Annotated in this window: 19 protein-coding genes and 1 pseudogene; 11 read left to right on the top strand and 9 right to left on the bottom strand. The window is 62.5% G+C overall.

Annotated elements, in window-relative coordinates; translation table 11 throughout:
* Positions 1 to 23: 23 nt before the first annotated feature.
* Genes AQ611_RS05790 through AQ611_RS05780 form a run of 3 tightly spaced genes read right to left on the bottom strand, consistent with a single transcriptional unit; the run spans position 24 to position 3217 of the window.
* Positions 24 to 1475 (bottom strand): alginate export family protein, encoded by a 1452-nt coding sequence (locus tag AQ611_RS05790; protein ID WP_069233965.1) that lies wholly within the window; start codon positions 1473 to 1475, stop codon positions 24 to 26.
* A 14-nt stretch (positions 1476 to 1489) separates the two neighbouring features.
* Complete coding sequence (locus tag AQ611_RS05785; RefSeq protein WP_069235158.1) at positions 1490 to 2431, bottom strand: VOC family protein; 942 nt, start codon at positions 2429 to 2431, stop codon at positions 1490 to 1492.
* A 48-nt stretch (positions 2432 to 2479) separates the two neighbouring features.
* Complete coding sequence (locus AQ611_RS05780; RefSeq protein WP_069233964.1) at positions 2480 to 3217, bottom strand: YoaK family protein; 738 nt, start codon at positions 3215 to 3217, stop codon at positions 2480 to 2482.
* 342 nt (positions 3218 to 3559) lie between these two features.
* Here AQ611_RS05780 and AQ611_RS24480 point away from each other — a divergent pair, with 342 nt between their 5' ends.
* The gene (locus AQ611_RS24480) at positions 3560 to 3922 is read left to right on the top strand and encodes a hypothetical protein (protein WP_180978170.1); all 363 of its coding nucleotides are present in this window, start codon (positions 3560 to 3562) and stop codon (positions 3920 to 3922) included.
* On the opposite strand, the pseudogene AQ611_RS26270 reads toward AQ611_RS24480, so the two are convergent.
* Together AQ611_RS26270 and AQ611_RS05765 are read right to left on the bottom strand one after the other, a co-directional pair.
* A pseudogene (locus tag AQ611_RS26270) lies at positions 3909 to 4061 on the bottom strand (GNAT family N-acetyltransferase); the annotation flags it as partial. The gene AQ611_RS24480 and the pseudogene AQ611_RS26270 sit on opposite strands and share 14 nt — an antisense overlap.
* Positions 4062 to 5207: 1146 nt before the next feature.
* Entirely contained in the window at positions 5208 to 5456 is a 249-nt protein-coding gene (locus AQ611_RS05765) for a hypothetical protein (RefSeq protein ID WP_102720196.1), read from the bottom strand.
* Between the two features lie 202 nt (positions 5457 to 5658).
* Here AQ611_RS05765 and AQ611_RS05760 point away from each other — a divergent pair, with 202 nt between their 5' ends.
* The 5 genes from AQ611_RS05760 to trmB all read left to right on the top strand — a co-directional run bounded on the left by AQ611_RS05760 (position 5659) and on the right by trmB (position 12082).
* Entirely contained in the window at positions 5659 to 6780 is a 1122-nt protein-coding gene (locus AQ611_RS05760; protein ID WP_231935910.1) for a YncE family protein, read from the top strand.
* Between the two features lie 118 nt (positions 6781 to 6898).
* On the top strand, positions 6899 to 8242 hold the full coding sequence (locus AQ611_RS05755; RefSeq protein WP_069233961.1) for an NAD(P)/FAD-dependent oxidoreductase: 1344 nt from the start codon (positions 6899 to 6901) through the stop codon (positions 8240 to 8242).
* A gap of 118 nt (positions 8243 to 8360) precedes the next feature.
* The gene (locus AQ611_RS05750; protein ID WP_083237370.1) at positions 8361 to 9329 is read left to right on the top strand and encodes a polyprenyl synthetase family protein; all 969 of its coding nucleotides are present in this window, start codon (positions 8361 to 8363) and stop codon (positions 9327 to 9329) included.
* Between the two features lie 118 nt (positions 9330 to 9447).
* Positions 9448 to 10560 (top strand): terpene synthase family protein, encoded by a 1113-nt coding sequence (locus AQ611_RS05745; protein WP_219726946.1) that lies wholly within the window; start codon positions 9448 to 9450, stop codon positions 10558 to 10560.
* A 742-nt stretch (positions 10561 to 11302) separates the two neighbouring features.
* Positions 11303 to 12082, top strand: a complete 780-nt coding sequence (trmB, locus tag AQ611_RS05740; RefSeq protein ID WP_059519953.1) for a tRNA (guanosine(46)-N7)-methyltransferase TrmB — start codon at positions 11303 to 11305, stop codon at positions 12080 to 12082.
* Between the two features lie 4 nt (positions 12083 to 12086).
* Here the strand turns inward: trmB and AQ611_RS05735 are convergent, their stop codons facing one another.
* From AQ611_RS05735 to AQ611_RS05725, 3 genes are all read right to left on the bottom strand, one after another.
* Positions 12087 to 12914, bottom strand: coding sequence for an undecaprenyl-diphosphate phosphatase (locus tag AQ611_RS05735; protein ID WP_059519954.1), 828 nt, complete (start codon positions 12912 to 12914; stop codon positions 12087 to 12089).
* A 75-nt stretch (positions 12915 to 12989) separates the two neighbouring features.
* Positions 12990 to 13571 (bottom strand): DUF1439 domain-containing protein, encoded by a 582-nt coding sequence (locus AQ611_RS05730; protein WP_059519955.1) that lies wholly within the window; start codon positions 13569 to 13571, stop codon positions 12990 to 12992.
* A complete protein-coding gene (locus tag AQ611_RS05725) occupies positions 13568 to 13909 on the bottom strand; it encodes a YkgJ family cysteine cluster protein (RefSeq protein ID WP_059519956.1) in 342 nt (113 codons plus the stop codon). Before AQ611_RS05725 ends, AQ611_RS05730 begins: the two co-directional genes overlap by 4 nt.
* Positions 13910 to 14077: 168 nt before the next feature.
* Here AQ611_RS05725 and hemN point away from each other — a divergent pair, with 168 nt between their 5' ends.
* The 4 genes from hemN (at position 14078) to AQ611_RS05705 (ending at position 16962) form a co-directional block, all read left to right on the top strand.
* Positions 14078 to 15472, top strand: a complete 1395-nt coding sequence (gene hemN / locus AQ611_RS05720; RefSeq protein WP_069233960.1) for an oxygen-independent coproporphyrinogen III oxidase — start codon at positions 14078 to 14080, stop codon at positions 15470 to 15472.
* 142 nt (positions 15473 to 15614) lie between these two features.
* Positions 15615 to 15872: a hypothetical protein gene (locus AQ611_RS05715; protein WP_069233959.1), complete on the top strand. Its 258-nt coding sequence runs from the start codon at positions 15615 to 15617 to the stop codon at positions 15870 to 15872.
* 98 nt (positions 15873 to 15970) lie between these two features.
* Positions 15971 to 16624 carry a protein-L-isoaspartate O-methyltransferase family protein gene (locus AQ611_RS05710; RefSeq protein WP_069235155.1) on the top strand — a complete coding sequence of 218 codons (654 nt, stop codon included), beginning with the start codon at positions 15971 to 15973 and terminating at the stop codon, positions 16622 to 16624.
* Between the two features lie 14 nt (positions 16625 to 16638).
* Entirely contained in the window at positions 16639 to 16962 is a 324-nt protein-coding gene (locus AQ611_RS05705) for a rhodanese-like domain-containing protein (RefSeq protein ID WP_059519959.1), read from the top strand.
* A 132-nt stretch (positions 16963 to 17094) separates the two neighbouring features.
* Here AQ611_RS05705 and aptA read toward each other — a convergent pair whose 3' ends face one another.
* Complete coding sequence (aptA, locus tag AQ611_RS05700; protein WP_059520080.1) at positions 17095 to 18423, bottom strand: omega-aminotransferase AptA; 1329 nt, start codon at positions 18421 to 18423, stop codon at positions 17095 to 17097.
* A 358-nt stretch (positions 18424 to 18781) separates the two neighbouring features.
* Here aptA and urtA point away from each other — a divergent pair, with 358 nt between their 5' ends.
* Positions 18782 to 20089: an urea ABC transporter substrate-binding protein gene (gene urtA / locus AQ611_RS05690; protein ID WP_069233957.1), complete on the top strand. Its 1308-nt coding sequence runs from the start codon at positions 18782 to 18784 to the stop codon at positions 20087 to 20089.
* Positions 20090 to 20136 lie beyond the last annotated feature (47 nt).

Below are 20136 nucleotides of genomic sequence, written 5' to 3'. Positions count from 1 at the left end.
CCGTGTGCCGCGTGCCGCGTGCGCTACCAGCCGAACTTCGCTTCCATGCCGACGTAGTCGGCGTTGCGCGCACCGAGCGCGCGTATCGAATCGGCGATCTGAAAGTGCACGGCCTCGACCGCCAGCGCGACGTTCGAATTGACTAACCAGTCCACGCGAGCCTGTGCATACATGCCGGTCCACGAACCACCCTTGCCGGCCGTGCCGGGCACCGCCGACATGCCTTGTCCGTAGATCGCATCGGCCGTCGTCTCGCGCCACTGAAAACCGACCGCGGTCAGCACCGTCACGTTGCTCGACGGCTTGAACGTCAGCGAAGGCTTCACGTGAATCAGGTTGCTGTAACCGGTGTAGCCGGCCAGCGTGAAGTAATAGCCGTTCGGGAATAGCGGGTTGAAAGTGCCCATGCGCCCGTCGCCGGGATGCTTGTCGCCCGACGCGCCATCGACCTGCAGGCCGATACGCGGCGTGCCCGGCGCCTTCGCGAAGGTATAGCCGCCCAGCGCGCCGAACGCCCACGCCCCGATCGTGTCCTGTCCGATATGCCCCGTCTGCAGCATCGCCTCGACGTCCCAGTCGAGCTGGCCGGATTTGCCTGCGTAGCGCATGTCGAATACGTCGCGCCGCTCGGTGCCGGCGCCGTCGAGATAGCGCGCGTTGTCGCGCGTATACCGCGACCAGTAGGCCGACAGGTCGCCGGGGCCCGTGCCGTTGCGCTCGACGCGCACGCCGTCGAATCTCAGGTGCCGGTTCGACGCGTCGTCGAACACCGCATCGTTGCGATATTGCACGGGGCGCGACACGTAGCCGATGAGCCGCCACTTGCCGATTTCGTAATCCGCCCACAGCGCGTCGAACGCCTGGCGCACGTTCGGCCCGTCGCGCACCGACACGAACCGCTGCAGGTCGAACGCCATCTCCTGCCGGCCGATGCGGGTCTTGAACGTGCCGCCGCCGAGCTGGTCGACATAGGCGACGAATGCCTGCTCGATATCGAGCCGATTCCTGTCGACGGAGCCGACCGTATCCTTGCCGAACGGCCGCGCGTCGACGAACTGGACGAACGCCTGAAAATGCCCGGCGTAGCGCAGATCCGCATGCACCGTCGCGCGTTGGATCACGTAATTGTCGTCGTGCGCGGCGCCGAGCCCGAACAGCGGCGCATTGTTCAGCTCGAAGCGCTCGCGCAGATTCGCGCCGAGCGACAGATAAGTCGACGGATCGCCGCCCAGCGGGATGTACTTCAGCGCGTCGAGCGGCTTGCGCGGCACGCATGGGTCCGCGAGCACCGACCAGTCTTCCTGCCAGCGGTTGAACAACGGCGCGGGCCGCTTTGCGGTGCATGCCGTGCCGGCCGCCGAAGCCGCCGCAGCGGGAGCCGCGGATGCGTCGGCACCGGCCGCCATCCCCGCGTAGCTCGCGACGCCGCCTGCCAGCACGGCGGCCGGCAGCGCGCTGCGCCACGATCGCCCCATCGCCCGGCGCCTCATCATTTCGCCCGCGCGTGAATCTCGGCGACGTAACCGCCCGGAAACTGCACGAGCGCCGCATCGCGCCCGTCCGACGTGAACGTCGGCACCAGCACGGTCACGCCCGCGGCCTGCGCCTGCTTCAACGTCGCGGCCAGATCCGGCACTTCGTAACCCGTCATCTCGCGGCCAAACGGATAAGGGAGATGGCCGTCCGTCGCCAGCACGGTCATCTTGCCGAAACCCGATTCGATGCGGATGCGCCGATACGTATCGTTCGGCCGGCCGATCTCGATGCCCGGCGCCTTGCGCACGTCGGACACGACCTTGCCGCGCGAGAACGCGACGAAGTCGCGCACCAGCTTGTTCGCGCTCTCCGGCGACACGTACACGCGGTTTTCCGGCACGGTCTGCAGCGGATCGTAGTGCGGCGCCTGGGTGTGCCAGTACAACTGCATGTTCACGCCGCCCGGCCAGCGAATGATCGCGTCGCGGCCGATCGGATCGGGGAACGTGTCGACGATCACGTCAGCGCCGTGCGCGCGCGCCGACTTCATCGCGACGTCCATGTCGGTGACGAGATAGCCGGTACGCTCGGCGCAGAACGGATACGGAATCGGCGTCTTGAAGCCGAACACCGAAATCGTGCCGGCCGGCGTGAACACGAGCTGCGACATCGTCTGGCTCGGCGTGGGCGTGACCTGAAACACGCCCTGCTGCGACTTCTTGCCGCCGAACGTCGCGACGAAGCTGTCGGTGAAGCGATCGAAATCTTCCGGCGCGACGCACACGTGCGTCGTATCGTATTGCGGACCGACCGCGACGGACGGCGCCCGTGCGGACGACGACTGGTCCAGGCGCGTCGCATCCGCATGGGCCGGCGCGCTCGCCAGGAATGCACCGAGCATCGCCGTCGACACGGCCGTCATCCGCAGCACCTGTTGCAACTTCACTGCAATCATCGAGTTCTCCTTGAAAGTGACAAGCGCGGCAGCACGCCGCGCCCGCATTCAGCGTTGCGCCGGCCGCTCGTCGGGCCGACCGGATTGATAGGCGAGGAAGCACAGCACCGCGAGCGGCAGCGCCAGCGCCCAAAACGCTGCGAACAGATACGCGGCCGCCCCCGCGCCTGCGCCGAGCGCAAAACCGGCGATCGGCGGCACCGTGCGCCGCAGGCGCGCGCGCGCCGCTTCCCGTTCGGACGGCGCGGCGAGCGGCACGAGCCAGTCGAACGCGTCGATCACCGCCTGCGTGACATTGCCTGTCATCACCGTGTTGGCGACCACCGAGCGTGCCGTCAGCCGCGCGTGCGCGTTCTGAACGCCCATCGCCGCGGCGCCGAGCAGGCCGCATAGAATCGTGCGCGGCGCGTCGGCGTCGGCGATCGGCGAGGCGATCACGCCGGCCAGCATGAATCCGGCCAGCAGCATCGCCTGTAGCGCATACAACGCACGTGCCCGCGCGCCATGACCGAGCAAGCGCATCCGATGGTCGAGCATGCGCGCGCCGACGATGCCGGCAATGAAAGCCGGAAACGCGAGCCACTTGATCGCGAGACCTTGTCCGACGCCGGCCAGACCCGAACCGATCAGGATGAAGTTGCCGGTCACGTGCGCGGTAAACAGGCCGAACAACGCGACGAAGCCGAGCGTGTCGACATAGCCGGCGATCGACGCGAGAAACACGTCCTCGCCACGCACGCGGTCCGGCGCGGCAGCAGTGCGCGCGGTTACTTGCTGCGTCGGCATGACCCGGCTTCCTGGAATATGTCGACTGCGCCGGCAATGGCGGCGCGCGACGAGATCAGATAACGCATGTTTCGCTCCGGTTTCGCCGGCGGGTCCGGCTTGCCGAGTGGCGTCCGGCCGATGCGGCAGTTCGGGAGCAAGACTAGTGAAGGCCGGCCTGAATGTCATGGCGGCGGGCTGAATTTTTCTGAATGCCCCGCTCGCGCACCGGACGTGCGGCTTAACGGCGACGCTCCCGCAACGGAGCGCGCGACGGCAACGGCCGGGTCGCGCGCCGTATTCCATGCCGCAATCGTGCTATTTTTCGCTCGATAGTTTAAGCATGCGCGCCATCGGGCGCGCATGCATGACGGAAAGAAAACGCAGTACGCCGGCCCGCGAACGCGGAACGGACGCCGACGGCAATGCCGTCCCGCCAGGCCGGCGGCTCGTGCCGGAGGCGCGCGAGCGGCAGAGCGTCGAAAAGGCGATCTAGCACTTCGCGACGCATGGCTTTCCCGGCAGCACGCGAGACAGATCGGTGTCACCCGGCCGCTGCTGTACCGCTACTTCCCTGGCAACGAAACGCCGATCGACCGCGTCTACGACGAGATCGATATGCGGATCCCCGACTGGAAAAAATTGATCGCCGACCGCACGCTGTCGCTGCAGGAGCGGCTCGTCGCGTTCTCCTGCGCTCACCCGCATTCAGTCACAGCGTCTTAACCAGGAAGACGCGTGCCGTGCCCGCCGGCAGGCACGGCACCTCGCCGAAAACCTTGTAGCCCTGCTTCTCGTAGAATTTCGGCGCCTGAAACGAAAGCGTATACAGGACGGCGCTGACGCATCCGCGGCGCTTCGCCTCTCAATCCTCGCCGACATCGTCTCCAACGACAGTAGGCCGAGTATGTGCTTGCGCCTTCATCATCAGAACTGTGCCGTCACCTGAAAACCGACCGTGACACGCGCGGTCGGGAACCGGACGGCTTGTAGATTGGCGTACCGGCGGCGCGCTTCCTCCATTAAGTTGAGCTGTTGCTGGGAGTGGCAGATGGCACCGCTCTAAACGATCGGAATCAACCTGCTCCGGCAATACTCCATTAGGAGGGCGATATTGATATATCCGCCTGCGCCGCATTTGTGCTGTCACGCCGTTGGATTACCGAGATTTTTAAGTATGACCATCGGGGCGTTCATGCTGCCGATTTGATCGCAAGCAGTGACGCAAAGTAAACCTCACCTCGCATCCGATCTTTCAGATTTGAAAAAGATCGTCTCGGGTTGTACAAGGTAATGTCGTCACCGAACGAATGCCGGGCATGGCTGGCCGGCTCATATGCCTTGAGGTTCCTTATACTTGGCACTTCGTCAGACAAACACGATGCCGCGCCAAGCTCCCTTGCCGCCCCATGAACAGTCTGATATCTCGATCCAGCACTGCGTCCGTAGTGGCGATTGCAGGGAGCTAACTGCGCTGGTCGCTGTTAGCAATTTCCGACTGCCCATATTTTGAGAAGGTCCCTTCCAACACTCCGACCGCATGGACTGCTTCTAGCGTAATCACCATTCGATGGGCCAATACCCTGCCGCTAACGCAGGCTACCGCAGCCGTCAAATATACGAAGCCTCGCGCCGCCGGAATGTCGCTGGTGTCGAATGCCCACACCTGATTGGCGCGGTTGATCGTCATCCCCAAAGTAGATACGGCCGGATCTTGTGCTACTTGTCGCGGCGGTTCGTATTCGGTTTGCAATACTGCACTTCGATGCCCATACGCTTCATCAGCGTGCCACGTGCCGATGTCCCATCTTGATACTTTCTCGGCACAGCAGACGCGCCAGCATGCGCGCGCTCGAAAGTGGGGTCCGTCTCGCTGACCGACCGCGATTTGCAATAGACGCTTGAGCGGAAAAATCCACTGAGCCTACCCGCTGTACGGCAGCCAGTGCGTATTCGTGGTCAATCATTGCCTTGCGCTCAATACTCCACCTTGCTGAGTGCGCTTTCTATTCTAAAAAGCGTTCTCCAACATCAATTGCTCGATCCTTGCGTGAAGCACCTTGATATCCACGGGCGGCTCGCCTAGGTCTGTTGTGTTCGCTCCAAATATTTCCGCCACGCGCTCCTGCAACTGCTTTTTCCATTCCGTGATTTGATTTGGATGGACGTCGTACTGCTGCACCAGTTCTGCCAGCGTCTTATTCCCTTCAGGGTCGCAAGCGCTATCGCGCCGAGCAATCGCTTTGGCGATGAGTGTCATAACCACTCCAGTTTGCCGATTGCCGAAGGCAGCCCACGAAAAAGATATATTTAATTTGAAACTTATATCGACTCGAAAATAAAATCAAACGCCTTATAAAATATCCACCATCATTAAATTATAAGTCCTATTGTTAGGCATGCTTGTTATGTGTTAATTTGATTACACAACACCAAATTTCAACCTTCCTGAGAGAAATGACATGCATTCGAGATGCTCGGCGTACCGTATTTTTATCATACATGCGCTATCCATTTTATCGATCATCGCCTCTGCGCCCGCACACACGGCAAGCCTGTCTGGTCCTAATGGAGAGTTATATGTCCCCGAGGCGCATCACAACAAAATCAGTGTAATCGATACCAAAACATCCAAAATAATTCGAAGCATCCCGATCAACGATATCCCTGTCCTTCCGCTAGGCAGCAGGCCAACAGTACTAGTTGCGACACCAGATGGAAACAAGATTTATAGTGACAATTTCGGACTGATTCCGCCGACGATCACTGCCGTCAATAGAAAGACTGGCAGCGTCAAATCGATTCAATTGTCGAGCGTTCCCCTCGGCGCCTCGATCTCGAACGACGGCAAAGAAATCTATCTGCCGCAAGGCACGTACAGCGTCGAAGTCGTCGCCACCGATAGCGACAAGGTCGTCCGCCGACTCTCGTTTTCCGATGTCCCGGTCGCAGCAATCGAAGGTCCCGACGGGCACTTGTATGTCGGATTCGCGAACGGCGAACTTGGCTCGTTCAACGTCCAAACGGGAAAGACCATACGCAAACCGATCAAGATCGGCGGAACATTACCGGCGTGGTTCACGTTCACGCGGGACGGCAAAAAGTTATATGTTGATGCCGTGAACGCAATTAGCGTCATCGATCTGCCGAGTTGGACGCTCGTCAAGCAGATCCCAACGGGCGACGAAGCATCACAACGCTCGACAGATCCATGGCCGTTCACATCGACGCTCGCGCCCGACGGCAAAAAACTCTACGTCACGCTGCTCGGCGAGTCCGGCGTGCTGGTGATCGACGTTGCGACAGATACGGTCATCGCAAAGATCAAAACGGCAGGCTCCACCACAGGCGTCGCGTTCAGCGCGGACGGCTCGCGCGGCTACATTACAGACATGGGCCCCTCGTTGTCGTTCCTAAAGAACCCGACGGGCGGTGCACTGCTAGGAAACGTCTGGATCGGCTTTGGTCTGCTGGGTTCCGGACAGGTGGTCGTATTCGATCCGAAAACGGACGAACCGATTGGCGAGCCCATTCCGACCACACCAGGCCCCGGCATCCCGGTCTGGGTTCCTCCGCTTGGTTAGCGGCGCGTTCCGGCCACTCGGACGCCCGTCGGCCGATTCGGCCCGCCGTCCTTCGAGAATCCGCTGCGCACATCGCGCTTAGCGCGTTCGATACCGATCCACTCGTTCATCTTCTGTTATGTCAGCACACAAGCACGATCATGCGATAGTCATCGGCGGCAGCATTGCGGGTTGTCTAACGGCTGAAGTACTGTCGCACCATTTCACTACGGTAACGATAATCGAAAAGGGAGATTTCGACGACGACACGAGCGACCGGCAGAGCGTGCCCCAGGAAAAGCACACGCACGTGCTCCTGCTCGAAGGGCAACGCCTGATGGAACAAATCTTCCCCGGCTTGACTGAAGATCTGACACGCGCCGGCGCGATAACAGCCGATCTGATCAATGACGTCCGATGGTTCCAATACGGACGCTGGAAGAAACAGTACGCCAGCGAGTTGCATTCGGTGTTCTTCAGCCGGCGCCTTCTCGACAATCAATTTCACCGTCGGATACGCAAAAATTCAAAGGTAGATGTTCTATCGAACACTGCGGTCACGGATTTGATTATTTCAAGGACGAACGGCCGTTTGAGCGTCGCTGGCGTCAAGATATCGAAGCCGGACGACAGTATCGCGACGCTGTATGGTGCACTCGTCGTCGATGCCAGCGGCCGCGGGTCCCGTATGGCGAATTGGCTATCGGCTGCGGGAATCGACGAGCCGCAACAGATGTTGGTCAAGACGAATCTGGGATATGCATCGAGAATCTATCGGCGGCGCCCCGAACATCGAGACTGGCCGGCCGTGGTAATTTGGCCGACACCACCCGAGCAGATGCGCATCGGGCTCATGCTGCCTATCGAGGGAGACCAATGGATGGTGTCCGCGGGCGGCTGGTTCGGATCGTTTCCCAATCCGGATCCAGATGAATTCGTCGAATTCATGCGCACACTGCCCGTCCCAGACATATACGAGCGCATTCGCGACGCCGAGCCGGGAACCGGCGTGTCGGGATTCAGGATGCCAGGCAGCCGATGGAATCGCTTCGATCGGCTCGAAGATTTCCCGGATGGGCTGATTGTCATTGGTGACGCGTTTTGCAGCATCAACCCTTTTTTCGGCCAAGGCATGACGCTGTGCGCAAAGCAGGCGCACACGCTTGAGCGCCACGTTCCACGATGGCTTGCAGCCCACTGCTCAACACGGGAAATTCAATCGCAATTCGTGTCGGCCATACGCCCCTCGTGGAGCATGGCAACGTCTGAAGACATGCGTTTCCCGCAAACCGAAGGAGAACGGACGCTATTGACGCGGATCATGCATTGGTACGGCGCAGGAGTGGCGCGCGTATCCGCATCGAACCATCGGGCAAGGCAAACTCAACTCGAGGTCATTCATATGTCGAAATCCCCGAATCACCTGCTCCACCCGAGCATCTTCGCCCGAATCATCGTCGACAGCATGACGGCCGTGAAATAGCCCACGTCGGCCGCGCACCAAGGCCACGGCGCATAAAACCGGATTCGCATCCGATGCCGAGCATTCCTCTTTGCGTCGACGCATTCACTACCTCACCGCATCTTTCCAGGAGACCGCCATGAGTTCCGACATCGCCGAGCGGGACGATCACGGCCCCGCAGTCGAAACCGCCGGCCTCTCACCGAGCACGTCGTTTGACGATATCGACGGATGGACGAAGACGGCTATCCGGCAGACTGAAACCACGCTCGATCGCCTCTTGCCGTCAGCCGATGCGCAGCCTTCCATCCTGCACGCCGCCATGCGATATGCAATGTTTGGCGGCGGAAAACGCCTGCGCCCCTTACTTTGCCACGCGGCGGGTGAACTGGTCGGGGCTTCGTGTGAGGCTTTGGCGCAGGTCTCTGCCGTGATCGAGATGATCCATGTATTTTCGTTGATTCAGGACGACTTGCCTGCAATGGACAACGACGACCTGCGACACGGCCGATTGTCTCTGCACAAACAGTACGATGTTGCGACCGCGCTCCTCGCAAGCGACGGCCTCATTTCGCAGGCGTTTCACACACTGAGCGAAGTTCCGTTGCCGCCGGACATCCGTGTCACGCTGATGCGCGAACTGGCGTCGTCAATAGGCTCATCGGGCCTGACCGGCGGGCAATACATCGATTTGACGAGCATTGGTACACATCTCGATCGAACGGAACTTGAACAAATGCATCGGATGAAGACCGGTGTGTTAATACGGGCCGCCGTCAGAATGGGGGTGCTGTGTGGCCCCGCCTCCGGAGAGAAGCTCAGTGCGGCTTGGCCCGCCGTGAGTGAATACGGTGATCGTCTCGGGCTCGCTTATCAGGTCGTCGACGATATCCTCGATTCGACCGCCACCACCTCAGCGCTCGGTAAGACCGCCGGTAAGGATGCTCAAGCGAACAAGGCGACCTACGTCACGGTGTTAGGTCTGGACGCGTCTCGCGCTTGGGCGCGGCAACTCGCCAACGAAGCGCTGGCGGCGCTTGCGCCATTCGGCATCCAGGCACATTTCTTGAGAGAAATGGTCAAACGCGTCTTGTACAGACTGTTCTAAGCGTCGCGCAACCCGTGCGCGCGCCCGCTTCGACTCGTTTCGACGCGTGCCGCTGCCACGGTGCCATGCGATTTCCTTTTAAGAACATACCGCAGACTCTACGCAGGAGGGAAATCCGGTGGTCACACCTTCGACTCAAACTGTAGCGTCGATACTCTGCCCGTTTCCTTTGCGGGAAATCCGGCCAGTTGACGCACACATCACCCAGACATCGGAATGGATGATTCAATCGGGCCTCGTTGGAAGCGATGCCCACGCACGTGCGCTGGCCAGCGTAGGCGCACATTACATGATGTGCTGCTATCCGGATATCGCGGCCGATCGGATGCGGGATTTGATTGATTTTGCCGCATGGAATTGCCTGTTGGACGATTTTGTGGAAAACGGGCCGTTGAGTAATGATCTCCCCGGGATGACGCATTTTCTGAAGTCCATCGGATACATTTGCGACACGTCAAACTACCTCTGCCCTTCCGATTTCGGATTCGATCGCGACTATCGCATCGCCAAGGCCCTAGTCGACGTGAAAAGCCGAATTTCCGCGTGGGCATCCTCCGTACAGATCCACAACTTGATGTGCGCCACCAGCCATTTCATGTCAGGCCTTGCATGGGAAGTCGCGTATACGAACATGAAACAGACTCCTGATCTCAATACGTACTGTGCAATCAGAACGGCAAACTCCGGCATGTACATGGCGAACGCGCTGGCGGAATGCGTCAACAACGTGGAGCTGACGCCGGCTGAACGCGCGTGCCCTGAGATTCAGGCGCTAACACAATGCATATTATTCGTGCTCGTCATCGACAACGACCTCTATTCGCATCACAAGGAAAAAAGCGGCTGTGCCGCGTTTCCGAGCATGATCGATATCCTTATGCATTCACGCGGCAGTAAAGACACACACGCCGCGCTATTGGAAGCGCTCGATCTGAGAAACCAGTGCATGCGCTGCTATCTAGCGCTGAAAGCGAAATGCCGGCGATCCTTCGGTAATCGACTCGATATATATTTCAAGGGACTCGAAGACATCATCAGCGGAAATCTGGTATTCGGCAGCACATGCGCTCGATATGCAGCACCGGGAAGCCCTCAATTTCTCGGCACGACGAACGCGCCATACGTTAGAGCCGACAGCATTCAAATCCCCGTGGCCGACGCACTCGACCTTCCTGTATCTCCCCCTCGGCACATTCCGTCAATCGACTGGTGGTGGACATTAGTCCACTGAAACAGACGAGTCGTACCGGATGCGATGCGAAGAATCGGTGTTCCATTTCAACGGAGCAGCCTGCCGGTTGTACCTGCGAATGTCGCGCATGAGCTTTTTGTCGATATCCTTCGTGCGGGTAAGTACGTCCCGCGTAATGACGTCTCGCTGGATGCAGGCGAACCAATTCTCGACCTGATTGAGCCGTGACGAATATACGTGGGAGTGTAATGTACCGAGACCCTCGCGAGGCCTAGCAGAAAACTTGAACTGCGTCGGTCTCGTGGCTGCTCACGTTGTCGCAATTAACGTGAATCTCCTTTCTAACGAGCAGTGCCAATCTCACCTCGATGAGGAACACGGCCAACTGGGCGCCGGTGTGACATAGCGCAGTTTTGCCCAGTACCTCGCCGATGGCGATATTCAATGTAGTACCAGGCCCAACGTACCGTTACCCGTTACGTTCGTACTCCAAGCAACCGTCGTCCCCCGCTGAACGCCCGCGCAACCTCGCGGCTGCACATGTGCGATAATTCAGCCCAGAACGTAGTCCATACAGATAGGCCCGTTCCTGTAGAACGGTTTTAAATCGAAGAGCCGGGGGTTAGGTTCGGTTCCCCTCGCCCGCTCTGCTTTTCCAGCCCTGAGCGCAATCCGTTCGCAGCCGTGGCATCGCGAAGCCGCCTCGTCGAAGGCGGCTTTTTTGTATTTCCGAACTCCGGCGCAGACCGGCCCGGCTGCCCGCTTCGCTTTCACCGCTACGATGATTCACGACGACCCGATCCCTCCCGGCACGCCGCACGACGACGCCAACGATATCGCCCCCGACGCCGCAGCGGCCACGCCCGCCGCCGATGCCGACAACCCGCTGCGTCTGCGCCGCATCCGCAGCTTCGTCACGCGCGCCGGCCGCGTATCGACCGGCCAGCGCCGCGCGCTCGACGAACTAGGTCCGCGCTTCGTCGTCCCGTATGCGAATGCGCAGCCGGACTGGGACGCGATCTTCGGCCGCCGCGCACCGCGCGTGCTCGAAATCGGTTTCGGCATGGGCGCGTCGACGGCGGAAATCGCCGGGCTGCGCGCTAATGAAGATTTCATCGGCGTCGAAGTGCACGAGCCCGGCGTCGGCGCACTGCTGAAGCTGATCGGCGAGCAGCAGCTCGCGAACATCCGCATCGTTCAGCACGACGCGGTAGAAGTACTGGAGCAGATGATCGCGCCCGAAAGCCTCGACGGCGTTCACATCTTTTTCCCGGACCCGTGGCACAAGGCGCGCCATCACAAACGCCGGCTGATCCAGCCGGCGTTCGTCGCGCGGCTCGCGACGCGTCTCAAGCCGGGCGCGTACCTGCATTGCGCGACCGATTGGCAAAACTATGCGGAACAGATGCTCGACGTGCTGAGCGCCGACCCCTCGCTCGACAACACCGCCGACGGCTACGCGCCGCGCCCCGACTATCGTCCGGTGACGAAGTTCGAGCGCCGCGGCCTGCGGCTGGGGCACGGCGTATGGGATCTGGTGTTCAAAAAGCGCGGACGCTGAGCGTTCACGCCCAGTCGATCCAGCCGCTGTATCCGACGAGCAGCACGAACAGCCCGAACACGATCCGATACCACGCGAACGGCGTGAAATCGTGCGACGCAACGTAGCGCAGCAGCCAGCGCACGCACGCGAACGCGCTGACGAACGCCGCAATCAGGCCGATGCCGAACAGGCCGAGCAAATCGGCGTCGAACGCACGCCAATCCTTGACGGTTTCGTAAAGCGTCGCGCCGAAGATCACCGGAATCGCGAGAAAGAACGAGAATTCGGTCGCGACGCGCCGCTCGAGCCCGAACAGCATGCCGCCGATGATCGTCGAACCGGAACGCGACATGCCCGGTATCAGCGCGAAACATTGCGCGAGGCCGACCTTGAGCGCATCGAGCGGCGTCAGCGCATCGATCGATTGCACGCGTGCGGGCGCAGCGCGGTCGCGCCGTCCCTCGACCCAGAGGATCACCGCGCCGCCCGCGATCAGCGCAACCGCGACCGGCACCGGCGCGAACAATACCGATTTGATGGTCTTCTCGAACAGCAGCGCGAGCGCGACCGCGGGCACGGTCGCAATCACGACATTCAACGCGAAACGCCGCGCCAAAGGCTGAGTCGGCAATCCGGTCACGACGTTCGCGATCCTGCGCCGGTATTCCCAGCAAACGGCGAGAATCGCGCCAAACTGAATCACGACGTCGAACGTTTTCGCATACTCCGCATGGAAATGCAGAAAGCTGCCCGCGACGATCAAATGCCCCGTGCTCGATACCGGCAGAAACTCCGTCAATCCTTCGACGATGCCCAGCACCAGCGCCTTGACAATCAATACCCAATCCATTCGTGACCTCTCTCGTAGTGTGCGGGACGGGGCCACTGCACCGCCGCGGCCACGTCGGCCGCGCGCGGCGCGATGTCACTTTTCGACGATCGCCACACGTATGCCGTTTGTAAGGATTGTGATTGTACCGGGTTCGTAATTGACACCGGCAAATTGCAATTGCTCCGGCTTGAACGTATAGATCGGGTAATCGGTCAGCACGCGGGTGGCAAGCAACCCTGCCGCCGCGCTGATCTGCTGCGCGTAGGCTTGCGCATCGCCGTCGACGTTCACGCTGTCGACGGCGGGCGCCTTCAGCACGACCGAACGGCTCGGCGGGTCATAGGCGAGCTGGCCGGACACCGTGAACGTGCCGTTGACCGGCTCGCGCAGGAACGGGCTCGCGAAACGCGCATCGAGCTTGACGGCGACCCGGTTGCGCTCGGGTTGCAGCCCGACGACCGGATTGGCCAGCGCGACGTCGACCACCTGCGCAACCGTCTTCTGATACGGAAACTTGCGGGCAACCGCTCTTTGCACGTCGCTTTGCGAAAACGTGTAGTGGTCCGGAACAAACGGAAACGTCGACGCGCACGCGGCCAGCGACACAGCTGCGCCCGCGGCCGCGCACGCGGCAATCAGAAAGCTGCGCCGTCCCGGCGCGCTCGTGTGGGTCATGCTTGACTCTCCTGCTGACGCAAACGGCCCGGCGGCGGCGCGGCAGGCTGCGTTGCCGCTTCGAGCCGGGTGAGCCACGCAAGCGCGTCGGCGCGCGACGCGCCGCACATCTCGTCGCTCGGCTGCAGGCCCGAGCAGCACGCGGGCCGCTCCGGACGGCCGAAGATCGCGCAGCGCTCGCCGTCGAGCAATTGCGCGCAGCGCACGCCGGCCGGCTTGCCGGCAGGCATGCCGGGAATCGGGCTCGAAATCGACGGCGCGATACAACACGCGCCGCAGCCCTGCCGGCACGCATGCGCGGTTATCTGGTCCGAACGCTCGGCAACTTCGCCCGTCATCACATCAGGTATCCGAAAAACATCGACGACAATCGAGCACGCCGGTTACAGGCGCGCTCACGCAAAGCGGTATTGTGCCATCGGCGGCTGCGACGTTATTACACAATTCGATGAAATCGCCGCTTTATATACTGGCTGACGTCAGAGAGCACGAGCCGAGCCTTCCCCATGACGCCGCCGAACCCGACCGAAGCGCTGTTGCGCCCCGACCTGCTCGCCAAATATTCGGCGAACGGCCCTCGCTATACGTCCTACCCCACCGCGCCGCAATTTCGAGACGATTTCGATCCCGCCGACTACGTGCGCGCGGCCGCGGACCCCGGCGCGTCGACGAGCGATCTGTCGCTTTATTTTCACATCCCGTTTTGCGCGACCGCGTGCTTCTATTGCGGCTGCAACAAGATCGCGACCGGCAACCGCAAGCGCGCACGGCCGTATCTCGATCAATTGAAGCAGGAGATCGCGCTGCAGGCGGCGCTCTTCGATCCCGCGCGCACCGTCACGCAGCTGCACTGGGGCGGCGGCACGCCGACCTTCCTGTCGGACGACGAGACGGCCGAGCTGATGGCGGCGATTCGCGAACGCTTCACGCTCGCGCCGGATCACGCGGGCGAATTCTCGATCGAAATCGACCCGCGCACCGCGTCGAGCGCGACGCTTGCGCATCTGCGCACGCTCGGCTTCAATCGCGTGAGCCTCGGCGTGCAGGACATCGACCCCGCGGTGCAACTCGCGATCAATCGCGTGCAGCCGCTCGAGATGACGGCCGAGCTGATCCGCGCGGCCCGCGCGATGGCGTACCAATCGGTCAGCGTCGATCTGATCTACGGGCTGCCGCATCAAAGCGTATCGGGCTTCGCGCGCACGCTCGACGCGATCGTCGAACTTGCGCCGGACCGGCTGTCGGTGTTCGGCTATGCGCATCTGCCGCGCCTGTTCAAAATGCAGCGCCAGATCGATGCCGCCGCGCTGCCCCCGCCGGCGACGCGGCTCGCGCTGCTCGGCACTGCCATCGAGCGGCTGACGCAGGCGGGCTACGTCTACATCGGCATGGACCACTTCGCGCGTCCGGGCGACGAGCTGGTGCGCGCGCAGCGCGACGGCACGCTACAGCGCAATTTCCAGGGTTACAGCACGCGCGCGGATACGGATTTGATCGGCGTCGGCATGTCGTCGATCGGCAAGGTCGGCGACGTCTATGCGCAGAACGCGAAGGATCTGCCGGGCTACGGCGCGGCGCTCGCGCGACGGCGCGTGCCGATCGCCCGCGGCATCCGGCTCACGGCCGAGGACCGGCTGCGGCGCGACGTGATCACGCATCTGATGTGCAATCTGGTGCTGCGATACGCGCCGTTCGACGCCGCATACGGCATCCGCTTTGCACACAAGTTCGCGCACGAACTCGACGCGCTGCGCGGCTTCGAGCGCGACGGCCTGCTGTCGATCGAAAGCGATCGTCTGACGATTCATCCGCCGGGGCGGCTGTATGTACGCAACGTCGCGATGGCGTTCGACGCGTACCTAGCGGGCGCGCACGACGCGCGCTATTCGAAAACCGTCTGACCCGATGTGGCCGAATAGCGGCAACGGCGCCGCGCGCGACGCGCCGCCGGCCGCGCAACGCAATATGCTGCGCACCGCGCGCATTCGGCCGCCGTTATTGATAAAGTGACGGTTTTCCCGCACTTTCCGTTTCCGACGCACGATGCGCACGACGCAAGCGACCCGCGCGGTCGAACGCCTGAAAACCCGCAGCGGCAACCCGCAGTACACGGCAGTCGGCATGCCCGGGGGCCTGTTTTATCTGGTCGACCGCTCGGGCGGCGCGGCCGAGAAGCTCTGCGCGCCGTTACCGCTCGACGCCTTCGTCGCCTTCGTCGACGAGTTCGGCCCGAAAAAGCCGCGCAAGGCCAGCAAGCTCGATCTCGCATTCGAGGCGCAAATCAAGAACAGCAAACGCTAGGGCCGCAACCGGTTCGCGGCAGGATCTCGCCCCCGTTTGGTACAATTCCACCGTTTTTCGTCCCCCGCCCACGGCCGTTCAGGCTGCATGACCCCATGATGAATATCGAAAAAGCACGTTTCAACATGATCGAACAGCAGATCCGCCCCTGGGATGTGCTGGACCAGGACGTCTTGAGCCTGTTGTCGGTCGTCAAGCGTGAGAACTTCGTGCAGGCCGCGTACCGCGACCTAGCATTCGCCGACGTCGAACTGCCGCTGCCCGGCGGCCAGAAGATGCTGTTTCCGCGCGTCGAAGCGCGCATCCTGCAAGAGCTTGCGGTGAAGAAGCACGAGAACGTGCTCGAAATCGGCGCGGGCTCCGGCTACATGGCGGCGCTGCTCGCCGCGCGCGGCCAATTCGTGACGACGGTCGAGATCGACCCGGCGCTCGCCAAGTTCGCCGAGGACAATCTGAAGAACAACGGCGTGACGAATGCCGAGGTCGCCACGGGCGACGGCTCGCGCGGCTGGCCCGCGAAGGCGCCGTATGACGTGATCTGCGTGTCGGGCGGGCTGCCCGCGATTGCGCAGGAATTGCTCGAGCAACTGAAGGTCGGCGGCCGTCTGGCCGCCTTCGTCGGCGGCCGGCCGGTGATGAAGGCGCAAATCGTCACGCGAATCGACGACAAGCAGTACCGCGTCGCCGACGTGTTCGAAACCTACGTCGATCACCTCGTCAACGCGATCGAGCCGTCGCGCTTCAAGTTCTGAGCCGGCGGCCGACGATGCAGATCCTCACCGCCTCCGCGCTCGCCGAATGGCTGCGCGACACGTCGCGCGCGGCGCCTGTGGTGCTCGACGTGCGCGAGCCGTGGGAAGTCGCAACAGCGAAGATCGACGGCAGCGTGTCGATTCCGATGCAGCAGATTCCCGCTCGCAGCGAAGAACTCGACGACGATGCCGAGATCGTCTGCGTCTGCCATCACGGCATGCGCAGCGCGCAGGTCGCGATGTTTCTCGAATCGCGCGGCTTCACGAAACTCTACAACCTGCAAGGCGGCATCGACGCGTGGTCGCGCGACGTCGATCCGTCGGTGCCGCGCTACTGAGCGGCTGAGCCGAAGCGGCACGCGGCGATAACCGAAGCAACGCACGCCCGGGCCACGCGAATCGAGCCGCGCGAGCGATCCAAGCGCGGCGGGCGCCGCCTCCGATATGCGGCGCTTGCCGCGCCCGCCGCGCTACTCCGTTTCCTTCAATGCTTCGGCGACGATCGCGAACAGTTCGACGAGTTGCGCCTCGTCGACGATCAGCGGCGGCGAGAACGCGAGGATGTCGCCCGTGTAGCGCACCATCGCGCCCTTCTGAAAGCATTTGACGAAGACCTCGTAAGCGCGTGCGCCGGGCGCGCCGTCGCGCGGCTTGAGTTCGACGCCGCCGACGAGGCCGAGATTGCGCACGTCGATCACGTGGCGCGCATCCTTCAGCTTGTGGATCTCGCGCTCGAACACCGGTGCGACCTGCGCGGCGCGCGTGAGCAGCCCCTCGCGCTCGTACAGATCGATCGTCGCGACGGCGGCCGCGGCCGCGAGCGGATGTCCCGAATACGTGTAGCCGTGGAACAACTCGATCCCGGCGGGCGCGCCGTCCACGATCGCGTCGTGGATAGCGCCGCTCGCGGCGACCGCCCCCATCGGCACCGCCGCGTTGTTGGTGCCCTTGGCCATTGTCAGCAGATCGGGCGTGACGCCGAAAAACTGCGACGCGAACGGCGCGCCGAGCCGCCCCCAGCCGGTGATCACCTCGTCGAAGATCAACAGGATGCCGTGCTTGTCGCACAGCGCGCGCAACCGTTCGAGATAGCCTTGCGGCGGAATCAGCACGCCTGTCGAGCCCGCGACCGGCTCGACGATCACCGCGGCGATCGTCGACGCGTCGTGCAGCACGACGAGCCGCTCAAGCTCGTCGGCGAGATGCGCGCCCCAGGCGGGCTGCCCTTTCGAGAACGCAGCCTCGTTCAGATTCAGTGTATGCGGCAGATGATCGACCGACGGCAGCAGCGCACCGCTATAGGCTTTGCGATTCGGCGCGATCCCGCCGACCGAGATTCCGCCGAAGCCGACGCCGTGATAGCCGCGTTCGCGACCGATGAAACGCGTGCGTTGGGCTTCGCCGCGCGCGCGGTGATACGCGAGCGCGATCTTGAGCGCGGTATCCACCGCTTCCGAGCCCGAGTTGGTGAAGAAAATGTGTTTCAGGTCGCCCGGCGTGTGGCGCGCGATCCGCGCGGCGGCTTCGAACGCCTTCGGATGGCCCATCTGAAACGTCGGTGCGAAGTCCATCTGAGCGGCCTGCGCCTGTACCGCGGCGACGATCTCGTCGCGGCCGTGACCCGCGTTCACGCACCAGAGGCCGGCCGTGCCGTCGAGAATCCGGCGGCCGTCGTGCGACGTGTAATACATCCCCTTGGCCGAGACCAAAAGACGCGGTGCCGCCTTGAACTGCCGGTTCGCGGTGAACGGCATCCAGAACGCGGAAAGATCGGGGGTCTGCGAAACAGGCTCGGTCATCAAAGGCTCCTTGGAGAATCGTTCGAATGATGGGCACGCGGCCGCGCCGCGCGAGCGGATCACGCGCCCGGCAAGCCGGCCGCAGCCACGCACGGCAAAAACGATTGGGCAGGCACGTCGAGAGTGTAAGCACGCCCCGCCCGGTGCACAACCATGCAGCACGCGCGCGCGCCGCGCTGCACCGCTTCGGACCATGCCGCGCCCGCGTGCGTGCGCACACGCACCGCCGCACGCGAGCAAGCCCCGCCGACGGGCACGCACGCACGCCGGGCCGATCTGGCACATGCCTTGCGTAATCGGACGCGCCGCACGCTCGCGAGCGTGCGTCCACACCACTCCAACCGGCAAGGGGAACTCGATGAAACGTCGCAGTCTTTTGAAGTTCGGGTCGATGGCAGGCGCGCTCGCCCTCACGGGTCGCAGCCCGTTCGCGCGCGCGGCGGACGCGGGCAAAGGCCCGATCAAGGTGGGTATCCTGCATTCGCTGTCAGGCACGATGGCCATCTCCGAGACTTCGCTGAAAGACACCGCGCTGATGACGATTGCCGACATCAATAAAAACGGCGGCGTGCTCGGGCGGCCGCTCCAGCCGGTCGTCGTCGATCCCGCGTCGAACTGGCCGCTGTTCGCCGAAAAGGCGCGGCAGTTGCTCACGCAGGACAAAGTCGCGTGCGTGTTCGGCTGCTGGACGTCGGTGTCGCGCAAATCGGTGCTGCCGGTGTTCGAGGAGCTGAACGGCCTGCTCTACTACCCGGTGCAGTACGAAGGCGAGGAAATGTCGCGCAACGTGTTCTATACCGGCGCCGCGCCGAATCAGCAGGCGATTCCCGCCGTCGAATACATGATGAGCGCCGAGGGCGGCGGTGCGAAACGTTTCTTCCTGCTCGGCACCGATTACGTCTACCCGCGCACGACCAACAAGATCCTGCGCGCCTTCCTGAAATCGAAGGGCGTGAAGGATGCCGATATTCAGGAAGTCTACACACCGTTCGGCCACAGCGATTATCAAACGATCGTCGCGAACATCAAGACCTTCGCGCAAGGCGGCAAGACCACCGTGATCTCGACGATCAACGGCGATTCGAACGTGCCGTTCTACAAGGAACTCGGCAATCAGGGGATCAAGGCGGCCGAGGTTCCCGTCGTCGCGTTTTCGGTCGGAGAAGAGGAGCTGCGCGGGATCGATACGAAGCCGCTCGTCGGCCATCTCGCCGCGTGGAATTACTTCATGTCGGTCAAGGGGCCGGCGAACGCGAAGTTCAAGGACCAGTTCGCCGCGTGGGCGCAATCGCAGAACCTGCCCGGTGGCGCGAAGCGCGTGACCAACGATCCGATGGAGGCGACCTTCGTCGGCATTCACATGTGGAAGCAGGCGGTCGAGAAAGCCAAGAGCGCCGATGTCGACAAGGTGCGCGCCGCGATGATCGGGCAATCGGTCGCCGCGCCGTCGGGCTTCACGCTGACGATGGACGGCAACCATCATCTGCACAAGCCGGTGATGATCGGCGAAATTCGCGGCGACGGTCAGTTCAACGTCGTCTGGAAGACCAAGACGGCGATCCGCGCGCAGCCTTGGAGCCCGTACATCGCCGGCAATCAGGGCAAGCCCGACGTGATCGGCTCGATTCCGGCATTTCTGCGGCGGCGCGCGGCGGCGCTCGCGTGACGTACTTCGCGGGCGGCGCGTCCGTGGCTACATGCGGACGCTTTGCG

The sequence above is a fragment of the Burkholderia singularis genome (assembly GCF_001718875.1).
GTDB lineage: Bacteria > Pseudomonadota > Gammaproteobacteria > Burkholderiales > Burkholderiaceae > Burkholderia > Burkholderia singularis.
The sequence above is the reverse complement of the archived record's forward strand: the minus strand, read 5'-3'. Positions and strand labels throughout refer to the sequence as shown.